The sequence below is a fragment of the Permianibacter aggregans genome, from assembly GCF_009756665.1.
Taxonomy (GTDB): Bacteria; Pseudomonadota; Gammaproteobacteria; order Enterobacterales; family Permianibacteraceae; genus Permianibacter; species Permianibacter aggregans.
Genome location: NZ_CP037953.1, coordinates 1,681,165 through 1,707,232 on the forward strand (window position 1 = coordinate 1,681,165; position 26,068 = coordinate 1,707,232).

General features: G+C 54.4%; 21 protein-coding genes. 3 read left to right on the forward strand and 18 right to left on the reverse strand.

Annotated features, from left to right (window positions below):
• Positions 1 to 443: 443 nt before the first annotated feature.
• From E2H98_RS07780 to E2H98_RS07795, 4 genes are read right to left on the reverse strand one after another with little or no spacing between them, the layout of a single operon-like run.
• On the reverse strand, positions 444 to 1,670 hold the full coding sequence (locus tag E2H98_RS07780) for an ABC transporter permease (protein ID WP_133588241.1): 1,227 nt from the start codon (positions 1,668 to 1,670) through the stop codon (positions 444 to 446).
• Positions 1,670 to 2,356, reverse strand: coding sequence for an ABC transporter ATP-binding protein (locus E2H98_RS07785; RefSeq protein WP_133588735.1), 687 nt, complete (start codon positions 2,354 to 2,356; stop codon positions 1,670 to 1,672). The genes E2H98_RS07780 and E2H98_RS07785 overlap by 1 nt, the downstream gene beginning before the upstream one ends.
• Positions 2,357 to 2,358: 2 nt before the next feature.
• Positions 2,359 to 3,618 carry an efflux RND transporter periplasmic adaptor subunit gene (locus E2H98_RS07790; protein ID WP_133588239.1) on the reverse strand — a complete coding sequence of 420 codons (1,260 nt, stop codon included), beginning with the start codon at positions 3,616 to 3,618 and terminating at the stop codon, positions 2,359 to 2,361.
• A gap of 25 nt (positions 3,619 to 3,643) precedes the next feature.
• Positions 3,644 to 4,330: a Yip1 family protein gene (locus E2H98_RS07795; protein ID WP_133588237.1), complete on the reverse strand. Its 687-nt coding sequence runs from the start codon at positions 4,328 to 4,330 to the stop codon at positions 3,644 to 3,646.
• A gap of 239 nt (positions 4,331 to 4,569) precedes the next feature.
• On the opposite strand from E2H98_RS07795, the gene E2H98_RS07800 reads away from it, so the two are divergent.
• Both E2H98_RS07800 and E2H98_RS07805 read left to right on the forward strand, forming a co-directional pair.
• Positions 4,570 to 7,818, forward strand: coding sequence for an amidohydrolase family protein (locus tag E2H98_RS07800; RefSeq protein ID WP_198325266.1), 3,249 nt, complete (start codon positions 4,570 to 4,572; stop codon positions 7,816 to 7,818).
• A 455-nt stretch (positions 7,819 to 8,273) separates the two neighbouring features.
• Positions 8,274 to 10,142, forward strand: coding sequence for a sulfotransferase (locus E2H98_RS07805; protein ID WP_133588233.1), 1,869 nt, complete (start codon positions 8,274 to 8,276; stop codon positions 10,140 to 10,142).
• Between the two features lie 131 nt (positions 10,143 to 10,273).
• Here the strand turns inward: E2H98_RS07805 and E2H98_RS07810 are convergent, their stop codons facing one another.
• Positions 10,274 to 12,829 carry a TonB-dependent receptor plug domain-containing protein gene (locus E2H98_RS07810; protein ID WP_133588231.1) on the reverse strand — a complete coding sequence of 852 codons (2,556 nt, stop codon included), beginning with the start codon at positions 12,827 to 12,829 and terminating at the stop codon, positions 10,274 to 10,276.
• A 400-nt stretch (positions 12,830 to 13,229) separates the two neighbouring features.
• On the opposite strand from E2H98_RS07810, the gene E2H98_RS07815 reads away from it, so the two are divergent.
• Positions 13,230 to 15,230 (forward strand): methyl-accepting chemotaxis protein, encoded by a 2,001-nt coding sequence (locus E2H98_RS07815; RefSeq protein WP_133588229.1) that lies wholly within the window; start codon positions 13,230 to 13,232, stop codon positions 15,228 to 15,230.
• Between the two features lie 3 nt (positions 15,231 to 15,233).
• On the opposite strand, the gene cysQ is transcribed toward E2H98_RS07815, so the two are convergent.
• From cysQ to gspE, 13 genes are all read right to left on the reverse strand, one after another.
• Complete coding sequence (gene cysQ / locus E2H98_RS07820; protein WP_133588733.1) at positions 15,234 to 16,037, reverse strand: 3'(2'),5'-bisphosphate nucleotidase CysQ; 804 nt, start codon at positions 16,035 to 16,037, stop codon at positions 15,234 to 15,236.
• A 120-nt stretch (positions 16,038 to 16,157) separates the two neighbouring features.
• Complete coding sequence (gene nudE, locus E2H98_RS07825) at positions 16,158 to 16,706, reverse strand: ADP compounds hydrolase NudE (protein ID WP_133588226.1); 549 nt, start codon at positions 16,704 to 16,706, stop codon at positions 16,158 to 16,160.
• A gap of 9 nt (positions 16,707 to 16,715) precedes the next feature.
• Positions 16,716 to 17,393 carry a GMP/IMP nucleotidase gene (gene yrfG, locus E2H98_RS07830; RefSeq protein WP_280529055.1) on the reverse strand — a complete coding sequence of 226 codons (678 nt, stop codon included), beginning with the start codon at positions 17,391 to 17,393 and terminating at the stop codon, positions 16,716 to 16,718.
• 11 nt (positions 17,394 to 17,404) lie between these two features.
• Entirely contained in the window at positions 17,405 to 18,160 is a 756-nt protein-coding gene (locus E2H98_RS07835; protein ID WP_133588224.1) for a type II secretion system protein N, read from the reverse strand.
• A gap of 49 nt (positions 18,161 to 18,209) precedes the next feature.
• The gene (gene gspM / locus E2H98_RS07840) at positions 18,210 to 18,704 is read right to left on the reverse strand and encodes a type II secretion system protein GspM (RefSeq protein ID WP_133588222.1); all 495 of its coding nucleotides are present in this window, start codon (positions 18,702 to 18,704) and stop codon (positions 18,210 to 18,212) included.
• Positions 18,701 to 19,897 (reverse strand): type II secretion system protein GspL, encoded by a 1,197-nt coding sequence (gene gspL, locus E2H98_RS07845; RefSeq protein ID WP_133588221.1) that lies wholly within the window; start codon positions 19,895 to 19,897, stop codon positions 18,701 to 18,703. Before gspL ends, gspM begins: the two co-directional genes overlap by 4 nt.
• A gap of 5 nt (positions 19,898 to 19,902) precedes the next feature.
• Positions 19,903 to 20,943, reverse strand: a complete 1,041-nt coding sequence (gene gspK / locus E2H98_RS07850; RefSeq protein ID WP_133588220.1) for a type II secretion system minor pseudopilin GspK — start codon at positions 20,941 to 20,943, stop codon at positions 19,903 to 19,905.
• Positions 20,930 to 21,556 carry a type II secretion system minor pseudopilin GspJ gene (gspJ, locus tag E2H98_RS07855; protein WP_133588218.1) on the reverse strand — a complete coding sequence of 209 codons (627 nt, stop codon included), beginning with the start codon at positions 21,554 to 21,556 and terminating at the stop codon, positions 20,930 to 20,932. The genes gspK and gspJ overlap by 14 nt, the downstream gene beginning before the upstream one ends.
• Positions 21,556 to 22,095: a type II secretion system minor pseudopilin GspI gene (gene gspI, locus E2H98_RS07860; RefSeq protein ID WP_133588216.1), complete on the reverse strand. Its 540-nt coding sequence runs from the start codon at positions 22,093 to 22,095 to the stop codon at positions 21,556 to 21,558. The genes gspJ and gspI overlap by 1 nt, the downstream gene beginning before the upstream one ends.
• Positions 22,073 to 22,822 carry a type II secretion system minor pseudopilin GspH gene (gene gspH / locus E2H98_RS07865; RefSeq protein ID WP_133588214.1) on the reverse strand — a complete coding sequence of 250 codons (750 nt, stop codon included), beginning with the start codon at positions 22,820 to 22,822 and terminating at the stop codon, positions 22,073 to 22,075. Before gspH ends, gspI begins: the two co-directional genes overlap by 23 nt.
• A gap of 11 nt (positions 22,823 to 22,833) precedes the next feature.
• The gene (gspG, locus tag E2H98_RS07870; protein ID WP_133588212.1) at positions 22,834 to 23,283 is read right to left on the reverse strand and encodes a type II secretion system major pseudopilin GspG; all 450 of its coding nucleotides are present in this window, start codon (positions 23,281 to 23,283) and stop codon (positions 22,834 to 22,836) included.
• A gap of 28 nt (positions 23,284 to 23,311) precedes the next feature.
• A complete protein-coding gene (gene gspF / locus E2H98_RS07875; protein ID WP_133588210.1) occupies positions 23,312 to 24,541 on the reverse strand; it encodes a type II secretion system inner membrane protein GspF in 1,230 nt (409 codons plus the stop codon).
• Between the two features lie 53 nt (positions 24,542 to 24,594).
• Positions 24,595 to 26,067 carry a type II secretion system ATPase GspE gene (gene gspE / locus E2H98_RS07880; protein WP_133588208.1) on the reverse strand — a complete coding sequence of 491 codons (1,473 nt, stop codon included), beginning with the start codon at positions 26,065 to 26,067 and terminating at the stop codon, positions 24,595 to 24,597.
• Position 26,068: the final 1 nt, after the last annotated feature.

A 26,068-nucleotide genomic window follows, 5' to 3' on the forward strand; every position in this document is an offset into this window, starting at 1 on the left:
TTTCGACGAGAATGTGTAGAGAAAGTTGTCGCTACTGTGTCGTTTTGTAGCGTTGCCAACAATGACGCAAAGCCATTGTGCTTGGTATCGAATTAAGGGCACCTATGGCAACCCATCCGTTCGCAGCTGGCGGCCAAGACCGACGGACAATACGACAAGGCTGGCTGTCCTGATTCAGAACGGTCAGGCTGGAGTTTGCTCTCCTCAGAACAAGCGGGAAAAGCTATAAGCCATCTCAAAAATAGTCTGGGCGAAGGTGAGGTGCGCGATTAGGAGCGCAAAAGCCGGAGTTTACGAGCGGAAAATGAGGATTTTGAGCACCGCACTCGCACAGATCGGCGAGCTCCAGGAATTTTTGAGATGGCTTGTAGTGATTGTTCGCATCGTGACCGCCGATCAGCAGCGATCACGATGTATAGAACTTTTGGCTTGAATATTGCGAACTATTCGTGACGAAGTGCTTCTATCGGATCAAGTCGGGCGGCTTTCGCGGCTGGTGCAATACCGAACACAACACCAACCATGATCGAAAACCCGAGTGCCAGCGTTACCGCCCACCACGGTACCAACGCATCAGGAAAAACCGGGAACGCGCTGGCAATGGCAAAGCCAATCAAATAACCAAAGCCGACCCCGAGCAAACCACCGAACAGCGACAGTACCACCGCCTCGATCAGAAACTGCAGCAGGATGTGGTGACGCTTGGCACCAACGGCTTTGCAGATGCCAATTTCACGCGTCCGTTCGGTGACCGACACCAACATGATGTTCATGATGCCGATACCGCCGACCAACAGCGAAATCCCCACAATACCACTCATGACCACCGTCAAGGTGTTCATGATCTGCTCGAAGGTGTCGCCGATTTGTTGCGCGGTTTCGATTTTGAACGTGTCGGCATCGCCGGCTTTCAGTCCATGTGACTGACGCAGCAACAATCGGGCATAGGCCTTCACTTCTTCGAACTTGGCCAGATCGTCAATGGTCATGCTGATCTGCACATTCTGGTTTTGCGACCAGCCATTCAGCGCTGCGGCCGCGCCGACCGGGATCATGATGTAGTTGTCTTGCGAGAAACCAAAAATTTCCCCACGCGACTCCATGACGCCAACAATCTTGAACCATTCCGAACCGATTTCCAGGTAGTCACCAATCGGATCGGTCGGCAGTTTCAGATCCTCAATCAACTTGCTACCAATGACACAGATTTTGCGATTGGCGCGATCATCAGAAATGGTCAGAAACCGGCCTTCCTGCGGATAGCTGTTGTTGACATCCTGATAGGCCGAGGTGGTACCAAAAACCTGGGTAACGGTTTCGTTGTTCTTGTAACGGGCCTGACCAAAAGCATTGCCGACAAACAATACCGGCGTGATATTGCTGACACCGGAAAGGCGACTTTTCAGCAACTCATAATCGGTCAAGGTCAGGCGGTTGATTTTGCCCTGCAACTGATCCATTCGCGAGGTTTCGGCACGAATCGTGACGTTTTGGGCACCAAGCCCTTCGAACTGCGAACCAATGGCGTGACTCATGCCCTGACCGATGGCGACGACACCAATCGTCGCGGCGACACCAATCAAAATACCGAGCGTCGTCAACACGCTGCGCATCGCATGGGCGCGAATGCTGTTGAATGCCAGTCGAAAACTTTCCAGAAAACTGTACATCAGGCAGCCTCCCGGGAACGGATATCACTTTGCACCTTGCCATCCTGCAAGCGAATGACGCGATGACAGCGCGCGGCGACATCAGCTTCATGGGTGACCATGATCACGGTATGACCGCGTTCGTGCAGCTGATCGAACAGCGCGAGAATTTCCAGCGTCGTTTGCGAATCGAGGTTACCGGTTGGTTCATCGGCGAGCAGAATCGATGGCTCGCTGATCAGGGCACGAGCAATCGCCACACGTTGTCGCTGGCCGCCGGAAAGTTGATTCGGCTTGTGATCCATGCGTTCAGCAAGTCCCACCATTTCCAAGGCTTTTTTCGCCAGCTCCTGACGATTCGGCACGCGCTTGTCACGATAAATCAATGGCAGCAGCACATTGTCGAGTGCGCTGGCGCGCGGCAACAAGTGAAAGCTCTGAAAGATAAAGCCGATTTCCTTGTTGCGCACATCCGCCAGTGCATCCTGACTCATACCGCTGACATCGGTGCCATTCAAACGATAATTTCCGGACGTTGGTCGATCCAGGCAACCGAGAATGTTCATCATTGTCGATTTTCCGGAACCGGAAGCGCCGATGAACGCCACGTACTCGTTCTTGTCGATCTGCAGGCTGATGTCCTGCAACGCATGCACGGTCTGGTCACCCATCTTGTAGGTTTTATACAGATTTTCCAGCGCGATCATGCTCACGATGTGGCTTCCGCTTTCTTGTCGGCTTTTTTGCTCTTTTTCTCGGCTTCCTTGATGTCGACGCCTTCAGTCAAACGTCGCAGCGAAGCGGGCGGGCCGACGATAACCCGATCGTTCTCTTGCAAGCCACTGAGCACTTCCTGATAGCGATCATCGGCAACGCCCAGCGTTACCATACGCTTTTGCGCTCGTCCGTCCTGGTCTATCCAAACAGCGTAAGTGTCTTCGGCTTTCAATGTCGAGCGGCTGTCCTCGTCCTCCTGCTTTTCCAGCGCGGAACCACTGACCACCGCCTGAATCGGCACGGCTAATGTGTCACCTTTGGTGTTATTGAAGATTTCGGTGCGGCAGGTCATGCCAGGGCGCAACATCAAATCGCCGTCATCAACGAGTTTCAGCTTGACGCTGTACGTTCGGCTCAAGGCATTGTTCTGGGCAACCGCGCCAACATTGCGCTTCGGCGCCAGCGGGATCTCATCGACCACACCGGTCAGTTTGGTATCAGGATAGGCCGCCGAGAAAATATCGGCTTGCAAGCCCGGCGACAATTTTCCGATATCGGCTTCATCGACATTGGCTTCCAGCACCATCGTTTCAACATCAGCAATCGTCATCATCTGCGAACCGGCAAATGACTGCGTGCTCGGCACGGCGGTTTCGCCGATCTTGATATCAATCGCAATGACAGTACCGGCAAGCGGCGCGCGTATCACCGTTTTGGCCAAGCGCTGTTCAGCCTGGCGCAGTAACGCCTCGGCCTGCTGCAAGCTGACCCGGCTTTGACGCAACTCGATCTCGGCCAGCGACAAACGATGACGGGCATCGTCCATGCGCGTGTCGTCGATCAGCTTTTGTTTGTGCAGTTTTTCGGTACGCTCAAACTGGCGGCGCTCATTGTCGAGGTTGACCTGCTGGCGTTCGATATTGATTTGTTGTTGCCGACGACTGGCCTGCTGTTGTTCCACTTCGGCACGAAATTGCTGATCATCCAGCTTCAGCACGATTTGACCGGCTTTGACCTTGTCACCTTCGGCAACCAGAATTTCAGCGACCTTGCCAATCACTTCTGAAGTCAGCAGTACTTGTTGTTGATAGGTCAGCGTACCGGAAGCGAGAATCGATGACCGAATCGTCTGCTTGCCGACAGTTTCAATTTCCACTTCGGTACCGGCTTTGCCGCCGAACATTTTTTTGCCGACCGGAATTGCCACGATCGCCGCTACCACGGCGATCGCGATCCATTTTTTTGCTTTCATTGACAACTATCCTTGCTTTACTTCGTCACAGCGCCACAACCAAGGCCCAAATGCCGTAGATCAAAACGGTGGGCAAAATAACAATGATGGTTGAGGTAGCGGTTGAACGCTCTGTCCAGACCTTGTAACCGACAATACCGATAAAGAGTTGCCATAGCATCAGCAGCGAAACCTGACTGGCGATGCCCTGCCATGGATGGCCCATCGGGAAATTGGTCAGCAAATAGTTGATCGAGGTCGGTTGCATGACGTCAACGCTGATTTGGCCATCGTCGCTGACTACAATCAGCAAAATGGAAATCAAAAACGAGACCAATACTGGAATCATCGTCCAACACACAAAACCATACCATTGGCCGAAACTTTGCTCGGTGCCAACAATTTTACCGACCAGAAAATAATAGAGCGCAAAAATCGCTAATATGATTGGCATACCGATGAGCGTACCGCCAATGGCGCCGTACATCATCATATCGCCGGTTAACACTTGCTGTTGTTGATGACGCTGTTCCGGGGTCAGCGACTCATTGGCGGCAACCATCTGTTGCACCAACCACTCGCTGTCGACGCTCTGATAATAAAGCCAGTTCATCAACACACCGAAGACCAGTACCGCCACAAGCGGCAGCCACCAATGTGTTTTTTCTTTCAACGCTGCCCAGCTCGACTGCGGCTCCAGCAAAATGCCCCAAAGATGAGAAATCGCCTGCATAGTATTCTCCCTGATTTGCTTTTGTTTGTGATCCGTACCTGCCCTGAACCAATCGGCTCGCCGATTGCTCCCGTAACAGATCGACCAAGTACAAGCTGCAGTATGCGTGATCGAAATGTCGCAATGCGAGAATCCACCAAGGCAAATTCGTAACAAATGGTGATATTTGCCGTTGACGGCGAGCCTCGACTGGCTATGCTTGCTGTTTTTCTGCGACCCCACAGAGGATGCACACGACAATGAGAATCTGGGTAACAGCGGGCCTTCTGGCCTTCGGCGTTGGTCAGGCCAGCGCGGCAGAGGACGCCAAATGGGATGTCAACAATCCACCGGGCCCGAAAGCGACCGTGCAACTGGATACCAACGCCGGTACCTGGATGACTGTCGATGTCAGTCCGGATGGCAAGCACATCGTCTTTGATTTGCTCGGAGATTTGTATCTGCTGCCGATTGATGGCGGCGAAGCGAAAGCGTTGACTGATTCGATGGCCTGGGAAATGCAGGCACGTTTTTCACCGGATGGTAAAACCATAGCCTACATGAGCGATGCCGGTGGCGGCGACAATGTCTGGACGATGAATGTCGATGGCAGTAACGCCAAAGCCGTCAGCAACGAAGATTTTCGGCTGTTGAATAATCCGTTCTGGCATCCGAATGGCGAATACATCGCCGCGCGTAAACATTACACCGGCACCCGCAGCCTCGGTTCCGGCGAGATCTGGCTGTATCACGTTGCCGGTGGCAAAGGGGTGCAACTCAATGAGAAACCAAACTGGCAGAAAGATTTGGGTGAGCCGGCGATTTCGCCCGATGGCAAATATCTGTACTACTCACGCGACACCACGCCGGGCAGCCGTTTCGAATACAACAAAAATGCCCGTGAACAGATTTTCGAAATTTTCCGCCAGAATCTGGAAACCGGCGAAAGCGAGCGCTTTGTTTCTGGCGCCGGTGGCGCGGTGCGACCAACACCTTCGCCGGACGGCAAATATCTGGCATTTGTCCGTCGCTTGCGCAATCAAAGCACGCTGTACTTGAAGGATTTGCAAACTGGCCGCGAATTCCCGGTTTGGGATCAACTTGAACGCGATATGCAAGAAGCCTGGTCGGTGCATGGTGTTTATCCGGGCTTCGACTGGATGCCGGATAGCAAAGAGATTGTCGTTTGGGCCAAGGGCAATATCTGGCGCGTCAATCCATTCACCAGCAATGCCAAGGTCATTCCGTTCCAGGTGAAAGACACGCGTGAAGTGCGTGAAGCGGTGCGTTTCGCGGTTGATGTCGCGCCCGAACAGTTCGATGTCAACATGCTGCGCTGGGTCAACGTCTCACCGAAAGGTGACAAGGTGATCTATTCGGCGATGGGGCATCTGTATGTCAAATCATTGCCGGATGGTGAACCAAAGCGCCTGACCAAGGCCGATGATCGCTTCGAGTTTTTTCCGCAGTTCTCGCGTGACGGCAAACAGATCGTGTTTGTCGCCTGGGACGACAAGAACATGGGTAGCGTGCGCGTCATCTCGGCCAACGGCGGCCGGGAAAAAGTGCTGACCAAGACACCGGGCAAATACCTGGAGCCGACGTTCTCGCCGGATGGCAAGACCGTGGTGTTCGTCAAGGATAAAGGCGGTTATCTGGTGTCGCCATGGCATGCGCTGGAAACCGGCGTGTTCGCCGTTGAGGTCGATGGCAAAACCGTTCCACGCAAAATTGCTGAGCGCGGCAGCAAACCGCAGTTCGCCGCAGAAAGCGATTACGTTTACCTGACCGAAACCGGCGTCAACAATGAAGTCGATTGGTACAGCAAGCTGGTGCGTCACAAACTCGATGGCAGCGAAAAACTGGATATCGCGAAGAGCGAATTCGCCAGCGAGTTCGCCTTGTCGCCGGATGGCAAATGGCTGGCCTTCGCTGAGCGCTTCCATACCTTTGTGACGCCGATGCCGACGGTAGGCAAAACCATTTCGATTGGTCCGAAAATGGATTCGCTGCCGGTCAAGCAGCTCGACGTCAATGCCGGCGAATACCTGCATTGGTCTGGCAACAGTGAACGCGTGCATTTTGCGCTAGGTGATCAGCTGTTTACCCGCGAACTGAAAAATGCCTTCAGCTTTATCGCTGGCGCACCAGCGGAATTACCGAAGCCCAGTGAAGATGGCGTGGCGATCGGCTTCAAGGCCAAGGCCAGCAAACCGTCATCGGTTTACGCGATCACCGGCGCCAAGATCATCACGATGAATGGCGATGAAGTGATCGACAACGGCATTATCATCGTGCAAGGCAATCGCATCACTGCCATTGGCAAAAATGGCGAACTGGATGCACCGCGTGAGGCGCAGGTGATCGATGCCAGCGGTAAAACCATCATTCCTGGTCTCGTTGATGCCCATTGGCATGGCGGTATGGGTGAGGAGGAAATCATTCCGCAGCAATCGTGGGTGAACTATGCATCGCTGGCGTTCGGCGTCACGACGATTCACGACCCGTCGAACGATACCAGCGAGATTTTCACCGCCAGCGAAATGCAAAAAGCCGGGAAAATTGTCGGTCCGCGTATTTATTCAACCGGCACCATTCTGTACGGTGCGAAAGCACCGTTCACGGCTCCGATCAGCAACTATGAAGATGCGCTGTCTCATTTGAAGCGGATGCAGGCGGTGGGCGCCATCAGCGTCAAAAGCTATAACCAGCCGCGTCGCGAACAGCGTCAGCAAGTGCTGGAAGCCGCGCGTCACACCGGCTTGATGGTGGTGCCGGAAGGCGGCAGTTTGTTCCAGCACAACATGAACATGATCATCGACGGTCACACTGGCGTTGAACACGCGATACCGGTTGCCAATGCCTATGATGATGTCGTGCAGCTCTGGTCACAAACCAAAGTCGGCTACACGCCAACGTTTGCGGTTGGTTACGGTGGTTTGGATGGTGAGCATTATTGGTATGCCCGCACTGAAGTCTGGAAGCATCCAATTCTGAGCAAATATGTGCCGCGCACCATCCTGGAATCGCGTGCCGTGCGCCGCGAAACTGCACCGGAAGAAGATTTCAACATCATCAATGTAGCGCGCACCGCAACCAAACTGGCGCGTGCCGGGGTACGTGTCAATATCGGCGCCCATGGTCAGCGCGAGGGCCTCGCTGCCCACTGGGAAATGTGGACGATGGCACTCGGTGGTGCCACGCCGATGGAAGCGCTGCGCATCGCGACGATCAACCCGGCCCATTACTTGGGCATGGATAAGGACATCGGTTCACTGGAAGTCGGCAAACTCGCCGATCTGGTGATCATCGATGGCGATGTGCTGGCCGATATCCGCCACTCCGACAAGGTGGAGCAAGTCATGATCAATGGTCGCTTGTATGATTCGGCCACGATGAATGAAATCGGCGCGACACCGAAAAAGCGTCAGCCGTTCTTCTTCGAGGGCGCTGACAATTTGGGCGTGCCGGTAACGGTGAAAACTCATAGCGTCAGTCATGGGCATTAACCGCGTAGCAATCAGAACAGGCGAGGGGAACTCGCCTGATTTCACTTTACTCAGTACGCTTCCGAGTGATTGCGTAAAATAGATCGACGGATTTCACCTCGGCCGGATTCGAGAATTGACGAGGCATGGAGCAATTGCGATAGAAGGCTACGCAACGTTATTCATAACGCAATCGTGTTCTTCAATTCCGCTTTTATACTGATTGGAGATTCAGATCTGCATGTGATTTTTCCGTTCAAAGGGCGCATATAGTTGAACATATGTACCAACGGAAGAGACGCGATATGCTTCTTGCGCTAATTGTTATTCCATTCACCGTTTCGCATATTGACGAAACGTGTTTACCAAGGCTGAAGGCACCGTAATCCCATCCCGGAACGTTGCTCAATCAAAAGTCGAGCCTGCACGTTATCTGTATAGAATAGTGGTCTAGGTCATTCACCAATAGGAACCATATGAAGCTTGCAGCACCATTCATGCAACTGCCCCTCCTGTTCAATGCCTCGCTCGTAACAGAAGAACTCAAGAACATCAGCGAACAAGAGTGGATGCCCCACCCGCAAGGATTTCCCGGTAATTCGATGTTGCCTTTAGTTGCCGTCAATGGCGATCCGACCAACGAAGGATTTGCCGGGGAAATGTCGCCAACACCATATTTGAAGCGATGCCCATATCTATTCCAGATTTTGGCAACTTTGCGAGTACCGCTCGGCAGAACGCGTTTAATGCGATTGAGTGGTAATGCAGAAGTCACGCGCCATGCTGATCAGGGTTACTACTGGGCAGATCGGGTCCGAATCCATGTGCCCATTCTTACACAACCATCGGTGAGATTTGAGTGTGGAGATGCGGTAGTCAACATGGCCGCCGGGGAGTGTTGGATTTTCGATACTTGGCGCCAGCATCGAGTATTGAATGACTCGGCAGAACAACGCATTCATCTGGTTGTCGATACCGTTGGTTCAGAGCCTTTCTGGATGATGGTGGGTGCAGGGCGTGACCACAATAAGAAGAACTTCGCGAATGTTTGGTCACCCAAGCACATTGAGTACGATCGGGATGCTGAGGTGAATCCACGTTTTGAACGGGCGAACGTACCGACAGTCATGACACCGTGGGAATTAAAAGCGCGACTTGGCTTTATTCTTTCCGAAGCCCCGCCGTCAGCAAACACCCCCATGCTAAGACAAAATATTGCGCAATTCTGCCGGCACTGGCAGGCATTATGGGCCGCTTTTGGAGAACACAAAGAAGGATGGGCAGACTACCAGGGTGCTATGAATCAATTCATGCAGCAAATTGATCAATTGTGCGCAAATGTCGTGCTCAACAATGAGTTGAACATGGCAAGTGTTGTCCATACGCTGGTCGCAAAAGTTGCCATAAGCGGAGCACAGGCATGGCTAGGTGACGGTGAGATAAGGGGAGCGGCTGCTTCGGGTTCTTCAATCAAGCATCATCAGGTAGCGCCTGTCGATCCGATGTTTGATCGACCGGTATTCATTGTTTCCTCACCTCGTTCGGGTTCTACGTTGCTTTTTGAAACGCTGCTGCGTTCACCAAGCCTTCTTACCATCGGCGGAGAAAGCCATACACTGATGGAGACAATGTCCGAGTTAAGTCCGGCAACGAACGGAAAAGGTTCAAATCGCTTAACCTCATCGGATGCGACGCCTGAAGTGGTCGCAGAGCTTCGCCGCAGATTTTATGAGGCGTTAAAGAGCCGCGATGGGTCAGCAGAGAAGAGCGGTCGAGTAAGAATGTTGGAGAAAACGCCGAAAAATGCGCTACGTATTCCGTTTCTGAAGACATGCTTCCCAGAGGCTGTGTTTTTGTATCTTTATCGTGATCCGCGCGAGACGATGGGCAGCATGATCGATGCATGGCAGTCTGGGCGTTTTAACACGTATCCCAATTTACCTGGCTGGACCGGATTGCCCTGGTCGCTATTGCTTACCCCCGGTTGGGAGGTGCTCAACGGGAAAAGTATTGCAGAAATTGTGGCAGCGCAGTGGGAGTCCACTACCAAAATTATGATTGATGATTTGGCATCGCTGCCGAAAAAAGATGTGGTCGTCACAACGTACCATGAGTTTCTACGATCCCCTGCGAAAGTCATTGAACAATTATGTTCAACGCTAAACATTCGATGGGATGAAACCATCCCTGAGGTCCTGCCGTTGTCAAAATATACGCTTTCCACGCCTAATAGTGAGAAGTGGCGTCGACACGAGGAGGACATTCAGAGGCAGCTGCCAAGAATAGAAGCCGCCATGTCATTGGCTGAACGATTTTTGAACGAGAGGAATCTTGCACTGATATAAGTGGGTGTCAGTCATGCAAGGGTATCTAGCGTAGCTAACTACCGATATGAATTATCGTGCAGATTCTACGTATTGTTTCCATGGCTAACGCGAGAAAAAGCGGGGAAACTTTCCCCGCTTTTTCTCCCCCTTTAGAACTGATAGTTAAGACGGAAGTAGTAATACCCCCCCATGAACCCCATTGGTGATGTTGAAGGATACGCCGCACCCGCAATGAAGTCCCATGGATTGCGATCCGGATATTCATCGGTAAAGTTTTGTGCGCCAATGGCGCCCGCCAGGTTTTCGGTAAACCGATAGCTGGCCTCAATATCGAACGTAAGCTCAGCACCAGCTTCAATCGGCAGTGCTGAATTCAAATGGTCTTCATAGTACTCATCGTAGAAATTGGCACGAATAAAGCCGCCCAATTTGTCCCAGTTCTGACGCATAGTCAGCGTCGAACGCCATTCCGGCAAACCCTCTTCCAACGTACGAATTTTCTCTGGTGCAATGTTGGCAGGGTTAAAGTCATCCACGGTGGTTTGCGTTCTGTTCAGCAACCACATCAGATTGGAATCCCCCCCCAACATCTCCCAGGAATAACTGACGACCAAGTCGAAGCCTTCCGTTGTCGTGTCAAAATCGTTGGTGAAGTACACCACCGAACTCAGACTTGCGGCATCACGTACCCCCTGAGACACCAACAGCGCGCGCTCTGCCGGTGAAAGTGCCAATGGCGAAGTTTGGCTAATCCGATCGGTGACCTCGATCTTGAACAAGTCGAGCGTGATAAACAGATCCTCATGCTCGAATGCCATACCCAGCGAGTAGTTGACGGACTCTTCCGGTTCCAACGGTTCACCACCTTTCAGCACCGAGACCGGGTGCGTCGGTGGCAGGGTTGCCTGATCTTGCAAACCTTGCGGTGTGAACTGCGTGGTCACGTTGCGAACGTTGTTTTGACCAACCGTTGGCGCACGGAAACCGGTGCTGGCAGCGGCACGCAAGCTCAATGAGTCGATGACCTGCCAACGACCAGACCATTTCCAGTTGGTGGTGGTGCCAAAATCGTCGTAGTCCTCGTGGCGCAGCGCGACGCTGGTGAACAGGTTTTCCGTTGGGCTCAATTCGTAATCAACGTAGATTGCCCAGTTTTGTCGATCAAACGAACCGGCATCTTCCGGTTTGAAACCAGGAAAACCGTTCGAGCCGATGCTGAAACCTTGATCCGTGAGTGGGCCATCAAGAAAAGATGGCGTGTCACCGGCAGTAATTTCGAAGGTGTCTTCCCGCATCTCGAAACCGGCAGCGAGGTTGGCGGAATCGGCCCAAGCCGGCTCCATCGGTTTGGAAATATCGAAGTTGAATGCCTTTTCAATTTGGGTGTAAGCGCCAGGTTTGAAGGACGATGGAGAATCCGGCCCCATTGAGGCGTTAACGGTATTGTTGATATAGAACTCCACTTCACTGCGGCCGGCATAGAAGCTGATATCGTAGAACCACGAATCACCCCATTCGCCTTTTGTACCAAGTGCAATCGAGCCATCAACCACTATGCCACCAAAGCGCGGAGTAAAGCCGCCTGGATATCGCTCATAGAAAGTCCAGCAGTTTGGATCGGCTTGAACCTGTGCTAGCGCTACGGGATCAGGAACATCATTAACGATATTGATCGTCGGGCAGCTATTCGAATCATTGGGTGTCAGGTCACCCACCAGCAAAGTTTGGCCACCATCGCCAGAGAATACTCCGCTGCGCGTGTTGGGGTTACGGAAGAAGAATCCGCCCTCAACGTTGCGTTCTGCCCAGTTACCAAACATATAGGCTTCTTTGCCGTTACCCAGATCCAATCCGGAATTGACGAACAGTTTGAAATCGCGATGCGTTTCCGGCAGGCCCCATACTTGCGCCGGATTGGCAACATTGGTATTACCGGCATCCGTTAGCGCCTGAGCATCCGCACGCTGTATGCTGCGGTCGGTTGGGTCCGCCTGTTTGAATTCATAGCTAACGTTAAAGAAGCCTTGGTCGGTCAATGGCAGGCCGATATTGGCGGAATAAACGGTGTTGGTACCATCACCTTCAAAATACTCACCATGCTTGACTTCAAATTCCACGCCTTGGGCGTTATTGCGCAGATTGAAGTTCATGACGCCTGCTATCGCATCGGAGCCATATTGAGCGGCAGCGCCATCGCGCAGCACTTCAACAGATTTGATGGCAATGCCAGGAATCAGTGAAATATCAGGACCCTGGGCACCGTCGGACAAACCGCCACCGAGGAAGGTGATGACGGCTGAGCGATGCCGACGTACTCCGTTGACCAGCACCAGTGTGTGATCAGGTGCCAGACCACGCAAGTTCGCGGGGCGGACCAAGGTGGCGGCGTCAGAAATAGGCTGGGCATTAATGTTGTAAGAGGGCACGACACTGGAAATCATGTCGTTCATGTCGATCAAGCCCTGATTGGTGAAATCTTCCGCACGAATGATATCGATTGGAACAGCAGATTCGGTCGCGGAACGGGGTGCGGCGCGAGTACCGAGTACCGATACCCGTTCAACTTCGACCTCTTTTTTCTCCTCGCCTTCGGCGTCATCGGCATGGACTACAGCGAAAGGTCCAATAGCAAGCGCGATGGAAGCAGCCAGAACGGCGCGTTTGAAAGAGGGTGATTCTTCAACTTGCGAATACTTGTGATTCATCGTGAAGCCTCCGTGGTCTGATTGTATGCGCCCGGTATTGCTTATTGTTCCGGGCTGACGAACTTATAACAGTTAAATTCCGGGAAAAAAAGCCGGTTTTTCGGGAAATGCCAAATCGAAAAGCGACTCGTTTCTGTATCCGTTTGTAGCGCCTGGTGCATCGCATCAATTCGGTGCAGATAAAGCACTCGTGAAAGCAACACGACGGAGCGCACAATAATCGTTGAATCAAATGCTTGCTGTGGCTTGTCTTGATCACTCAGATGATCGACAGCGTTGCGTAAAGGCAAACCTGACCGATCGACCAAAGTCGAATGTGCGCTCCGGGTGAGCGCCGTTTGTTTAATGATCAGCGCTCGACTACTTTTAACAGACGAGTCTGAGTTGTCGAATCTGCTTTATGTTGCGCACGCTGGTTTCCCCGGCCATTGAACTGATGAACCGGCTGCGGTTCTCCGCGAAATTGTTGTTGGTCAGCTTGTTGTTTTCGCTGCCGCTTGGGCTGCTTGGTTATGGCTATCTTGCCGGCGTCAACGAGCAACTCAGCCGGGTCGATGCCGAACAACAGGTGCTGGCGCAACTGCCTGTGCTGATGGCGCTGCATCGCGCCTATGGAGATTTTCAGACCGAGGCCTTTGTTGCCCGGGCCAGCGATAGTCGCAATCAGGCCGCACTGGATCGCGTCACGGCCGCCGTCAACACCGCGCTGGAGCAGGCGCGGTCACTGTCGATCAATCTCGATGCGCTCAATCAGGAATGGCAGCAGGCGCAGAGCGCGCCGATGGCATCGGTGCGCGACGTCACCGAGCTGAACAGCATTTACGATCCGACCGAGGTGCGCATTGAAAACAGCCTGCGCCAGCTCGCCGACTCCGGCGGCCTGGTCAACGATGCCGACATTCGCCGTTACTACCTCGCTGATTTACTGGTCAAACGCAGCTTGGCACTGCTCAAGGCCCAGCGTCGCCTGCGCCATCTCGGCGCATATGCGCTGACACTGCCAACGATTGACTCCACCACCTATGACGTACTGTCCAATGAACTCGATCGACTGTATGCCAATGCGCCGAGCCTGCGCGTCAGTATCGAGGAAGTAATTGACATGCACCCCCAGGAAAGCCGCTTGCGAACGGCGGCCGAAGCAGCGCTGCAAAGCTTGCAGGACAGCCAGGCGCTGCTGCAGGATGAACTGGTCGAAGCCACCGATATCGCCATTGAGGCCGGGCAGTTCAAAGCGCGCGTCGATGCCAACCTGGCTCAGACCAGCCATTTGATCGACATTGCCCAACAGGTATTGGCCGAGCAACTGCAAGCGCATCGCGACGAGTTGCAGCGCGAGCGCTGGATTTTATTGGTGTTGGTGCTGGCAACGTTGCTGGCGGTGGCCTGGCTGTTCATCGGCTTCTCGTACTCGCTGCAAATCACCATCGCCAGTTTTCAGCGGGCGCTGCAGCGTTTTGCCGATGGCGACACCACGGCACGGGCACCGCTGCACACCCGCGATGAACTATCGGAACTGCAGCGCTCGTTCAATCAAATGGCTGATCACGTGCACGATCTGGTGCAGCAAGTGCAACAAGTGGCCGAACAGGTAATCAGCCAGTCGTCGGCCGTGACCGAGATGAACGAAAGCACCGCTGCCCGCTCCCGTCAGCAACAACAGCAGATGTCCGAAATCGAACAGCGCATTGCGTCGGTCGAACACGCCGCTGAAACGCAGAAAACCAATGCCAGCAAAGTTGCTGAGTCGGTACAGAGTTCCAGCCATAGCAGCGAACAGGCCCAGGCCACGGTCGAAGTCGCCGTTGCGCGCAGCGATGCGCTGGCCAGCGAATTGAACGCGGCACAATCGGTCGTTGAAGCGCTGACTGAACAAGGTAAGAACATCAACGCCATCGTCGCTGTGATCAAAACCATTGCTGAGCAAACCAATCTGCTGGCCTTGAACGCGGCCATCGAAGCGGCGCGTGCTGGCGAACAAGGCCGAGGTTTTGCCGTCGTCGCTGATGAAGTGCGCACGCTGGCGACACGCACGGCGCAATCGACCAAGGAAATTTCCCAGACCATCAACGACTTGCTGAACGGCATTCACCAGGCCGTCGATGTCATGCAGCAAAGCCATCAACGGGCGCAAATGACCAAGCAGGATGCGCAGGCGATTGACCAAGCAATTCGCGCACTGGAAGCAGCGATGCGCGCGATTGATCAGGACAATCAGCAGAATTTGAGTGCGGCCGATTCACAATTGGCGGAAGTGTTGAGCGCGCAAAAAGCCTTTCAGTCGGCGTTTGCCGGCAGCGAACAGATCAATGCCCAGATGCAGCAGGCGGTACGCGCCAGCAAGGAAATGGCGGCGCTCGCCGAAGCGCTGACCCGGGCAATTGCCCGTTTCAAGGTATAACGATTAAGCCAGTTTCAGGCGCGAAATCCATTGTGCATAACTTTGATTCAGCACCAGAAAATTCGGGTTCAATAAACTGTCTTTCTGGTTGTAACGCAAAGGCTGCAAGTGCATGTCGGTCAGATGACCGCCGGCGGCTTCGACAATCGCCTGCCCGGCCGCCGTATCCCATTCTGATGTCGGGCCAAGACGTGGATAAAAATCGGCGCTGCCTTCGGCGACCTGACAGATTTTCAGCGCCGAACCACGGTTATCCAGTTCGTGCGGCACATCGGTCAGCATCGCGGCGAGTTTCTCAGCGCCATGACGGCGGCTGCCAACGACGCGCAATGGTGATGAAGCACTCGGCACCCGATTGCTAACCTGTATCGCCTGCCATGCGTTGCCATCAGCTTTCTTCCAGGCGCCAATGCCCTGACCACCAACGTAGATCAAATCGAGTGCCGGCGCGAACACGACACCGCGTACCGCGACACCGTTTTCAATCAACGCAATATTGACCGTGAATTCATCGGTGCGATGAATGAATTCCTTGGTGCCATCCAGCGGGTCAACGAGAAAATAGGTGTGCTGTTGCTGCCGTGTCGCGAACGGTAATTCGGCGCTTTCTTCCGACAACACCGGCCAATCAAAACGCTGCAGATGTTCAGCGATAATCCGGTGCGCCGCCATATCGGCCTGAGTCAGCGGCGAACCATCAGCCTTGATCGTCGTTTCAGTCGCTTCGTTACGGTAGATATTCATGATCGCGGCACCGGCCTGTTCGGCGGCGACGATCAGCGCGGAGGTAATGACATCGACTTGCATGGTTGGTTTGTCGGTTGCGGCGAAACGCCCATTGTCGGCGGTGACGCCGTGCTTGGCAAATAAGCGGCGACCGCGGACGATATGGGAAATCGTCATGGCACCGCGCAAGCACCCCGATAATCAGCGCCTCAGCAGGTCACGCACCAGAAACAGCGCGGCGATGCTGCGCGCTTCGGAAAACTCCTCAGAGGCCAGCAATTCATCGATCTTGTCGATGGACCAAGGCACCACTTCAATCGGCTCCGGTTCATCACCTTCGAGCCGCTTTGGATACAAGTCCTCGGCCAGCAACACATCCATGCGATGACTCAGATAACCGGGCGCCAGCGTCAGCGTTTTCAGGCGCGTCAGCTTATGGGCACCAAAGCCGGCTTCTTCCATCAGTTCTCGATTGGCAGCCTGTTCTGGCGTTTCACCGACTTCGGCCAGGCCTTTGGGAAACGCCAGCTCGTAGCGATCGACACCGGCGGCATACTCGCGGGTCAACAGCAGCGTCTGCTCATTGAGCAGCGGTACAATCATCACGGCGCCGCGCCCGCCGGCTTTCAGGCGCTCGTAATGCCGCTCAACGCCATTGCTGAAACGTAAGTGCAAAGCCTCGACGCGAAACAAACGGGTTTGCGCGATGATTTCGGCGTGCAGCAATTCCGGTTTCTTGTGCTCAGTCATCAGCAATCCTCAGCCGTTTTGCATCAGCAAACGGAAATCCCCGATGGCGATGAATTCGCCGGTATCGCGGCTCGGATGCCGGCTGTCCGGATTCGGAATCGCCAGCAAATGGCCAACGCCGTTGCGCTTGGCAGCGCGCAGCACATCAAGCGAGTCATCGACAAACAGCGCACGCGACAAATCCATGCCATGAGCTTGCACCAGCGCCTGCCAAAAGCCGTCGTGCTCTTTCGGATAGCCGTAATCATGCGAGGAAATCATCGCGACAAAATGATCGTGCATGGCGGTGCGCGCCAGCTTCAGTTCGAGTGATTTTCGATGGGCATTGGTGGCCAGGTAACAGCGCTTATCGTGGTGTTTCAACCATAGCAGAAACTCGGTGGCGAACGGCCGGAACGCGATCTTGTCGCCGATTTCGTGCTTCAGCGCTTCGATGTTCAACGCCAGTTCGCGGCTCCAGTAATCCACGCAATACCAATCGAGCTGGCCGCGCTTGGCAGCAAATTTCTTCGCGAGTTTCTCGCGCACCTCGGCTTCGTCTTGCCGATGAATTTCGGCGTAGCGTTGCGGCAGATGATCCAACCAGAAAAAATTATCGAAATGCAAATCCAGCAGCGTGCCATCCATATCGAACAGCACGGTATCGATTTGCGACCAGTCGATAGCTAGCGTCGTCTCTGTAGTCACGGCAGAATCTTTCACAATTGCATCTGCCGTTGAAAGCTGATTTGGTAGCGGTTACCTTCGCGCTTGGCAACGGCACGGAAAAAGCGGTCGAGTTGTTCCGGTAAATCAGCGCGGCTGGTAGCGCTGATGCTCAAATTCGGGGCCTGGTATTGCATCGTGCCCTGCAAATCGAGCACACCCTCCAGATCACTAATGTCACCAAATATCGTGCCGTTTTCATCGGTACGGAACTGCAGCGCATAACTGCCAAGCGGTGGTTGGCCGAGCGGTGTTTGCACCCGGGCATCGCGCCATTGCAACCGGCCTTCAAGCGCTTTCAGTTGCTTGTCTTCAAACGCGATACGCGGCCCATCGAAACGAAACAATCCATGCAACTGCGCGCCGGGCAGCGGCAACAGCGCATTCAGTTGTTGAGCCGGAATGGTCAGATCAATATTCTCAAGCCGTTGTGCACTGGTACTGGCTACGACACGCAGTTGACCCTGCAAGGTATTGTCGCCGCCGAATTGCAAATCGGTTTGCACAGTGCCGGTGAACAAACGCCATGGCGAGAGCTGCCATTGCACATTCGGCAGCAGCAACTGATTCAGTTGCACCGAGGCAGCTGAACCATTCCATATCGTGCCGGAAGCATGGCGCACAATAAGACTTGGTGCCGCTTGACCGGCCAGCCTGAGCGCAAAACTGGCCGGCATCAACGCCACCACCATGACCAGCCAGACTACGAAGGCCAGCAGACCCCAGACAAGCACTTTTTTCCACTGCATAACGATGCGACAACCTTGGTTTGTGGGCGAACGACAATCAGCGTTCGTATCAGCCCTTGAATTTCACTTGCATCTTGACCCAGCCCGGATTCTTGCCGGCCGTCATGTTGATACTGGCAACGACCAAACCGAAATCCTGTTCACTCTGATGCAGCCAGTGCACCAGCTGATCAAATGGCGCGTCTTCGAGCCAGACCTGAATCTCATCATCACCACGCGGTTGAATGCGGGAGATCTGCAATTGATAGCGTGGTGCCGAATCGGAAACCAATTGCGACAACCCGCGGCCCTGGCGCTGACCACCGACATTGCTGCCGCGCATGGATTTCATCTTCGCCGCGCTTTCCTGCATCCACTGCAAATCGGCTTGTTTCGCTTCCAGTTGCTGACTGAGACTGGAGTGCGCACGTTGCACCGGAAACACCAACGCAAAATAAAGCAGTGCCGGCAACAGAAAGATACCGAGCATCAGCAACGCCCGCCGATCGCGTTCCGGCATCGCCTGATATTTTTCCTTCAGTGGCGCGAGCGCTTGAGCAATCATTTTTTCTCTCCCTGGCGACGCAGTTCCAGACGACTGCTGTAACCGCCGGCACTGGCGCTGGCCTGGCCGAGATCGGTACTGAATCCCATTTGTTGAAAGCGTTGCACCAATTGATTCAAGGTGCCGAGATCCGGTGCCGTGATGTCCATGCGCAAGGCTTGTGAACCGACCTCATAACCCGCGCCACGCACAACCAATTGCGGATTTTCCTTGACCACCGGCGCCACTTCGGCGAGATAGCCGGTAAAGCCACCGCCGCTGACACCGTCAGCAAACTTTTTCATGTGGCCGCGCATGCTGGCCATCGGCTGCGCGACATTGGCCTCACTCGGAAACGCTTGCGCATAGCTTTCCCGAATCGCGGAATCAATTTTATTGATCCGGTAATTCATCAGCAGCAAATCACCAATGACCAGCAGATAGCTGACCGCCGCCGCGATGCCGAGCACTTTCACCAACGGCCGCCATTGCTGCCAGTGTTCCTGCCAGGCCGATGACGGCGCATACTCACCCTGGCGCAGATTCAATGTCGTGCGCAGACGTTGCGCCAGGAAAGCGAGATCATGATCAATCTCCTCGCGTTCAGCGACAATGTCGTTGGCTTGCGTGCTGTCGGCCGAAAAGATTTTCAGCGGTGTTTCGCCGAGCAGCAGCGGTAGCAATGAAGATAATTCGGATAATGCCAACGCCTGTGCCTGACCATCCGGCAAACGCAGCAGTGCACGTTGCTCGCTGACCAGCAAATGAGCGCGATCGATCGTCGTTGGCAGACCGAGTGCATCGATGGTGACCTGAACCGGATTCAGGCCGGCTGACTGACACTGCTGCAGGCAATCGCGGAAATACTGTTCATCGACAGCAACAGTCAACACCTGATTTTGCTCAAACACCGGTTCGGCAACGATATGCAAATCATCGATGCTGCCAGCGACATGTTCTTCGAGCAGATAAGGCAGCACCTTGCTCAAGTGTTTTTGCTGTTTCTCCGGCACCGTTACTCGGGTGATCAGCGTGCGTTCAACCGGCAGCACCAGCACCAGCGATTTCTGTTGTGCGTGGCTGGCCAATTCCGTTAACTGTTCCGGCCATTGCAAACGACCGGAAGCGAGAATCTGATTGTCTGCCGCGAGTTCAACCCAGTCGGCAGGTTGCTCCACCAGATTCGGCAATCGTAAAAAAATGGTGCTGGTCATAACGCTTACTCTTCCGCAAAGGAGCGGCTCACGACTTTGAAGCTTTGGTTTTCTTCAGCCTTGAGCAGGGATTCTACACGGGCCCGGCCGCGGCCCACTACCGCCTCGGCCTTGACCAGGAAATACGCTGTGGTGAAGCTGATGCGGTCTTCACCAAGTGAGTTGGCTTTGGCATCGGTTGGCATACCCGGTGCCGTCCAGAATTCGGCTTCCGATTCAAAGCCGTCTTTCGGTCTTGATTCAAGCACTTGTCGTGCCGACTCCACCGATAAGTTGTCCACCATCGCGGCCAGAATCACCGCCCGTTCCGGTGGCAGGGTGTTCATGTTGATGCGACCGTATTCGACATCCGGCAGCGCACACAAAAACGGCCGCACAGCACGATACACATCGGCATCAAAACCTTTGATCGTGCGCAGTTCGGAAATGGCACCTAGCGGACCATTACCGACACGATACGGCAACTGCAATGCGGTGTACTGGTAATCCTCGGCACCATCATTGCCAAACGGTTCGTTGTCTTCATCAATCCAGTCGATCAACGTCGAACTCAGGGCTTCCGGTGTCACCTCGACATCGTCAAGCGTCTGTTCAAATATTTTGCTGAGCAATTGCGCGCCGGCCGGCATCGCATTCGGCGCCGCACCACCTTTGCCGCCTTGCGGGTCTTTGGGATTGCCTTGCTGATCGCGCTTCTTGAACAGCAAGCTGTTGACGTTAAAGCAGGTACTCATGTCGATGATTTCGCCACTGAGTTGACCGCCTTCGATCGGAAAAACGAATTTACCTTTGGCCCAGGCCTGACCGAGATGCACTTTATCCTTGTCTTCTTTCAACGCCTCCTTCAAATGCGAGGCGGCGAGGCTTTCAGCACCGAGCACATATTGCCAGGCCTGATCGCTGTGCTGCAGATTGGTGCTGCGCCGTTCGCTGAGCAGTAGTCGCGAGGAAATCTGGGTGGCAATCATCGCCACCAGCGCGACCACAATCAGCACCACAATCAGCACGACACCGCGTTGCCGTGAAGGCGGTTTACGGTAGCACACGGTGCACCTCGCCTATGCCTTCGACATCCAGTGTGACTTTGATCCCACGCGGCGTCTTGTTGCTGTCCTCGACATTCACGGAGCCACCGATCGGCCATTCTTTCGCCCACTGATCAGGCAAACCTTGTCCCGCGCTTTTCAGGAACTCGATTTTCATCGACAACACGCCATCGATCAGCACGCGGCGCACCGGCGTGCTGGTCTGGGCCTGATCAAGCAGCAGAAAGCTGTAGCGAATCAATTGCCCGTCTTCAAAGCGGTAAATGACATGCTCCAGCGTCGAGCGCGGGAGTTGGGCCGGGTTGCGCCAGCCACTGCGGGTGAACTCGATAAAGATTTCGTCTTTTTCCGAATCGCCGGCGCCGCGCACAATCGGCGTACGCTCCCCGTATTGATCGCGAGCGCGACGAAAGCTGAGCTGACGATAGTCCCGGCTCAGCATCGTGATCGCTTTCTGCAATTGAATGAAGCGCTCACCGCGGACACGCATGGTTTCCTGAGCATCTTGCGCTGCATCCAGCGTGCTGTAGGCGCCGACGCTGATCAATGCAAAGATCAACACGGCGACCAGCATTTCGATCAGCGTAAAGCCTTTCTGGGTGACGCGAATCATTAGTCGCGGTCCTTGTCTGGTGGAGGAACATCAGGTGGATCTTGTTCCCCTTCGTCCTCCGGGACCTCGACGTCTAAACCGCCACCTGGCGGTTTCACACTGGGATCATCAGCAAGCCTGCCATCGCTACTCAGATTGGTTTCGGCTGGGCCAAATAGCTCCGCTGGGCGTTCGCTGACAAAACCGGCCAGGCGCACCAATGGATCTTCATCGTCCTGTTCGGCGCGAATTTCGATTTCGATACGGCGCAGTTTTGGATCCGCGGTTTCTTCGACCTTGCGCTGCCAATACCAGATATGCCCGGTCATCTCGACATCGCCATTGCTTAAGCCCACGCTCGGCCACTGCGGCAGAAAGCGGGTTTCCGCCATGATGTTCTGCGCCATCCAGTGCGCCAACACTTTGCGCTCCATATGGCTTTGCGCATTCAGCGAACTGGCGATGCTGTTCATCATCGCTGCGGCGGTAATCGCAAAGATTGCCAAGGCGACCAGCACTTCGAGCAGCGTGAAACCTTTAGCTTGACGGGAGATCAGCATTCGGATCCTCCCAGGGCTGATTCAGGTCGTTGACGAAATCACCTGTCAACGGCCCTTCGAGTTTCAATTGGCCATCGAGCGAGCCGCGAATCCGGAAGAACATCGGCGGGTCGACCCGGTTGCCAATCGCCAATAAAAATGGATTGAATTCGCCGCTGCTCAGAATAAATACCTGGGGCAACACCGATTCCGGCTTTTCCTCATCGTTCTGTTCGTTGCTGGATTCGCCTCCGCCCTCGTCTTGATCTTTTTTCTTGCCGCCACCAAGGCTCAATAGTGAGCCCTCTTCGTCTTTGGCTTGTTCAACCTGACCTTTGTCATTGATGGTTGCTCCCGGCAATTTGCCGCTGCCCGGGAAGCCTTCGATCTCCAGATAAAATTCAAAGCCTTCCGGTAGCGTATGAGTTTGATAAGCTCGGTCATCGCTGATCAACTGCCAGCGATCGTCATCGTAGTGGACAAAGCGGTAGCGATCTTCGCTCACCTCTAGGCCCATCTCGACGCCGTATAACTGCGATTCTTCCAAGGCCAGGTTCAGCGTTGCCAACAGGCGTTCGGCTTCTTCTTTGGCGGTGTCGCGGCGGGTATCGCTGCCGTACATGACCATCGCCGCGGACAGAAAACCGATGATGATCAGCACGACCAGAATTTCAATCAGCGTAAAGCCGCGCGCAGAATGAACCTGCGCTTGCTCACGCCAACAAAAATACGGTTTGCCGATCATCATGATGCACGCGCTTAGCGCTCGTTCTCTAGCGACGTATCCCAGTTGCCAATGTCCTCGTTCGGACCTTCGCCGCCCATTTGGCCATCAGCGCCGAGCGAGAACACATCGAATTCGCCGTGCTCGCCAGGTGAAATATATTGGTATTCACGACCCCACGGATCTTTTTCCAGTTTGTTGATGTAGCCACCTTGCTTGTAGTTACGCGGCTCCGGATCGGAATTGGGTTTGCGCACCAACGCGGCCAATCCTTGTTCCGTTGTCGGGTAGGTAAAGTTATCCATCTTGTAGCGCTCCAGCGCTGTCGACAGCGTGGCGATATCAGCCTGTGCGCGCGTGATCGTGGCGCGATCGACATCGCCGCCGATATTGAGCATGACGGCGGTCGCCAGAATGCCGATGATCACCAGCACAACCATGATTTCCAGCAGCGTGAAGCCGCGAGCTAGGTGTTTGCGTTTCATTGCTTGTTCCTCAGTACTTAATCAAATATCAACGACCGATCATCTGGTTCAACTGGAAGATCGGCAACAAAATCGCCAGCACGATCAGCAGCACCAACACGCCCATCGTCAGAATTAATAGCGGTTCCAGCAGACCCAATGTCACGCCTACCGTCGTCTCGAATTCCCGTTCATGGTTTTCGGCGGCTTTGGCCAGCATGTTTTCCAGCTCGCCGGAGTTTTCACCGGAACCGATCATATGAATCAGCATCGGTGGGAATGCGTTGCTGCGTGAAAGCGCTGCGCGCAATGAGCTGCCTTCGCGCACCCGCAAGGCGGCTTCATCAATGACGCCTTTCAAATAGGTGTTGCCGATCACTTCGCTAGCGATGCGCATCCCTTCCAGCAACGGCACAGCACTGGCCGTCATGATGGCCAACGTGCGGGCAAAGCGGGCAGTGTTGACCGCGCGTGCCAGACGACCGACCAAAGGCCAGTACAATATCTGTTGATCGAAACGCATTTTGATCGCCGGATTGCGCATCAGCTGGTTAAACACCACCACGGCCAACGCGATCAGCGCCGCCAACGCCCACCACCAACTTTGCAAAAACTCGGAAATACTGATCATGACCCGGGTCAGCAGTGGCAGTTCCTGAGCGACGTTTTCAAATTGGGCCACGACTTTCGGTACCACGAATGTCAACAAGCCAACCACCACAGCAACGGCAACGCAAACCAGAATGGTTGGGTAAACCATCGCCAGACTGACTTTCTGGCGCAGGTGTTGACGCTTCTCGGTGTAATCGGCCAAACGCTCCAACACTTCATCAAGATGCCCGGATTTTTCGCCGGCATCGACCATCGAACAGAACAGCGTGTCGAACACATCGGGGAACAGTTTCAAACCATCGGCCAGTGAATGTCCTTCAGTAACACGCGCGCGAATCGCCAACATCATCGATTTTTGATTGGGTTTTTCGCATTGATCAGCGACCGCTTTCAGCGCTTCTTCAATTGGCAGCGCGGCGCGAATCAGGGTTGAAAGCTGACGAGTAATCAACGCCAGATCAGCGGCGTTGATGCGCACCCGGCGCGGTGCTTTTTGTTTGCTGCGCTTGTCAACGCGACCGGTGGCTTGTGCAACCTCGTTGACTTCCAGCGGCGTCAAACCCTTGTCGCGTAATTGCGAACGGATCTGCCGGGCAGTATCGGCCTCCAGAATGCCTTTCTTCTGGCGACCGTCGACGTCAAGTGCAATAAATTCAAACGCCGGCATGACTTAATGTCCTGCTATGCGATGAAAGAAATGGAATCGGAGAAGAATCATGCTCAATCCTCCCGCGTTACCCGCAACACTTCTTCCACCGAAGTGACACCGGCCAGTACCTGGGCGCGACCATCATCACGAATCGATGGAGAATACTTACGCGCGTGTTTCTCGATTTCCTGCTCGCTGGCGTTGTTGTGAATCATCGTACGCATCGATTCATCGACCAGCAGCAATTCGAAAATCCCTTGCCGGCCGCGATAACCACCATAGCGGCATTGCTGGCAGCCGACCGGGTGATAAATGATCGGTGGATTGGCTTTATCCAACCCCATCAGCTCGCATTCTTTTTCGTTGGCGGTTTCTGCGCGCTTGCAGTCATCGCACAAACGACGCACCAGACGCTGGGCCAGTACGCCAAGCAATGATGACGACAACAGGAAAGGTTCGACGCCCATATCCGCCAGACGGGTGACAGCACCAACGGCGCTGTTGGTGTGCAGTGTCGATAACACCAAGTGACCGGTCAACGACGCCTGCACGGCAATTTGCGCCGTTTCCAAATCGCGAATCTCACCGACCATGACCACGTCCGGATCCTGACGCAGAATGGCGCGCAGGCCGCGGGCAAAAGTCATGTCGACTTTGGTGTTGACTTGGGTCTGGCCAATGCCATCGAGCAGGTATTCAACTGGATCTTCAACGGTCAGAATATTGCGCACGGCGTTGTTCAGCAGTGTCAGGCCGGCGTAAAGCGTTGTTGTTTTACCGGAACCGGTCGGGCCGGTGACCAGTAGAATGCCGTGCGGTTTGTGCAGCAGATCGCTCAACTGGTCCTGCAGCTTCTGGCGCATGCCGAGATGGGAAAAATCCAGGCGTCCGGCTTGCTTGTCGAGCAAACGCAGTACCACGCGTTCACCATGCGAAGACGGCAACGTCGATACCCGCACATCGACCGCGCGACCGCCAAGCTTCAGCGCGATACGGCCGTCCTGTGGAATGCGCTTTTCGGCGATATCGAGTTTCGCCATGACCTTGATACGCGATACCAATAGCGGTGCAATCCGTCTGTCCGGTTGCAGCACTTCGCGCAGCACGCCGTCGACGCGAAAGCGCACGATCAAATTCTTCTCGAAGGTTTCGATATGGATATCGGAAGCATGTTCCTTGATGGCTTCCGATAACAACGCGTTGATCAGTTTGATGATTGGCGCATCGTCTTCAGCATCGAGCAGATCTTCGGTCTGCGGCATTTCCTCGGCGAGCCTGAACAGATCCAGATCTTCGCCGATATCTTCCATCGCCTGTGCCGCGCCACCGGATTCGGTCTGATAGGTGCGCGCCAGCGCGCCTTCGAATTCTTCCGGTGACACCACGGAAAACTTCGCGTTCTGAGCAACATAGCGGCGCGCTTCAGCGAGCGCCACCGGCGCAACACCGGGCTTGACCAACACCTGGGCAACACCATCCTGCTCGCCGGCTATAACGACGCCATGGCGACGGGCGAATCCAAACGGTAAACGCGCCAGACTCATG